The organism is Acidovorax sp. KNOB132, from assembly GCF_057541515.1.
This window is the reverse complement of the sequence record NZ_BAAJYT010000412.1, coordinates 1-2,217: the sequence shown is the minus strand read 5'-3', so window position 1 is coordinate 2,217 and position 2,217 is coordinate 1. Positions and strand designations below refer to the sequence as shown.

General features: G+C 70.5%; 2 protein-coding genes and 1 pseudogene. All 3 read left to right on the top strand.

The features are described from left to right. A pseudogene (locus AC27IO_RS23175) lies at positions 1-522 on the top strand (collagen-like protein); the annotation flags it as partial. 100 nt (positions 523-622) lie between these two features. Further along, positions 623-1,675, top strand: coding sequence for a tetratricopeptide repeat protein (locus AC27IO_RS23170; RefSeq protein ID WP_498741011.1), 1,053 nt, complete (start codon positions 623-625; stop codon positions 1,673-1,675). A 211-nt stretch (positions 1,676-1,886) separates the two neighbouring features. Continuing rightward, on the top strand, positions 1,887-2,217 hold a 331-nt coding region (locus AC27IO_RS23165; RefSeq protein ID WP_498741009.1), incomplete at its 3' end, for a lipocalin-like domain-containing protein.

Genomic DNA, 2,217 nt, shown 5'->3' with positions numbered 1-2,217 from the left:
GCGACCGGCGTGACGGGCGCCACTGGCGCGACAGGGGTGACCGGAGCCACGGGCACGACCGGCGCCACCGGCCCCCAAGGGATCCAGGGCGTGACCGGCGTCACGGGAGCGACGGGCGTGACCGGCCCGACAGGAACCACCGGAGCGACGGGGCCGACGGGGCCTCAAGGCGCTCAAGGCAATCAGGGAGTTCAAGGCATCCAGGGCGTGACCGGTGCCACGGGTGTGACCGGCGCCACAGGAGCGACCGGCGTGACGGGCGCCACTGGCGCAACGGGGGCCACGGGCAGCGTAGGCTCGTTGACCACATCCCAGTCTACGGCCACCAATTGCAACGGCGGTACTGGCGAGGACACCCGGACGGCGACCTGCAGCGCGGGCAACGTCGTGTCCGGCGGATGCAATTCGACCGACTTCCGCAACGTCATCGCATCATCCTATCGCTCGTCCGCAACGCAGTGGTCCTGCAAGTTCAACTGCACCGAAGTCGCCAACGTGGTGGCTGAAGCGTATTGCCAGTAACGCCCCTCCGTGAGGCATCCCGGGATATGAACGCCTTCGGCTTTCCGTGCCTGCGGCTGCCACGGCACCCACAGTGATCCGCCCCCGCATCTGCCTGAACATGATCGTGAAGAACGAGGCACCGGTGATCACCCGGTGCCTCGCTTCGGTGCGGCCGTTCATCGACCATTGGGTCATCGTGGACACGGGCTCCACGGACGGTACGCAGGACATCGTTCGCCGCTTCCTGCACGACCTTCCCGGCACCCTGCACGAGCGCCCGTGGAAGAACTTCGCGCACAACCGCAACGAGGCCCTGGAGCTGGCCCGCCCGCATGCCGACTACCTGCTGTTCATCGACGCCGATGAGCAGCTGCGCATGCCGGCGCAGTACCGGTGGCCGGCGCTCGACGCGGACGGCTACCTCTTCCTGTGCGATATGAACGGCTGGGAATACCAGCGCAACAGCATGGTGGCCACGCGCGTGGACTGGCGCTGGGAAGGCGTGCTGCACGAGTACCTGGCCGCGCCCTCGCACGGGCCCTGGCAGACGCTGGCGGGCCCGGTCATCGAGGTGGCCCATGATGGCGCGCGCGGGCGCGATCCCGACACCTACCTGCGCGACATCGCGGTGCTGGAGCAGGACCTGCGCGATCACCCGGACAACACCCGCAATGTGTTCTATCTGGCGCAAAGCTACCGCGACGCGGGCCGCCTGCAGGACAGCCTGGAGTGGTACCGCCGCCGCGCCGGCATGGGCGGCTGGGAAGAGGAATCCTGGTACGCGCTGTTCCAGGTGGCGGTGCTGACCGAGCGCCTGCAGATGCCCGACAGCGCGGTGCGCGACGCCTACCTCGCCGCCTACGCGCAGCGGCCCCAGCGCGCCGAACCGCTGTGCGAGCTGGCGCGCTACCACCGCCTGCGGTCGGAGTTCGCGCTGGCGCACCTGTATGCCCAGCAGGCCGCGCGCATCCCGAGGCCGGCGGACATCCTGTTCGTGGACGGCGCGGTGTACGCCTGGCGCGCGCTGGACGAACTGGCCGTCAGCTCCTTCTACGCCCCCGGCGCGCAGGACCAGGGCCGGGACGCCTTGCGCCAACTGCTGCGCGACCAGCGCTTTCCGGCATCGGAGGCCGCGCGCATGCAAGCCAATCGCACGTTCTACGGGCTGTGATGGCCCGCTGAGGAAACGGTCGCGGGCGCTGCGGCGCTCCCCGCCTGCCAACCCACCACGGGACGGTCTGCCGGCACCAGCCACCGCGCCATGGGGCTGGCCACGTGCAGGCACCGATCGGTTTGCGCCAACCGCTTTTTTCCGCGCGGTGACAATGGCTGGATGCCCCTGCCTGCTTTCGTCATCCCCCTTGCCACCCGCCGCACCCTGCGTGCGCCAGGCCACCCGCCATGCACCCCATGAAACCGCCAGCGCCCCCTGCCCCGCCCGCCGGCTGGACGCGCCGCTCCTGGTTGGCGGCCACGGCCCTGGCGGGCGGCGCGCCCCTGGCTGCCCGCCCACGCCCTCGCGCCCCCGCACGCTGGTGTTCCCGCAGGACCATGGCAGCCATCCGGCGCTGCGCACCGAGTGGTGGTACATCACCGGACAGGCGCGCGCGGCGGGGCAGCTGTGGGGGTTTCAGGTGACGTTCTTTTCGCTCGCGGGTCGAGGCCGCGCAGCCGCTGCAGTCGCCTTCGCCGCCAGACAACTGGTGTTCGCGC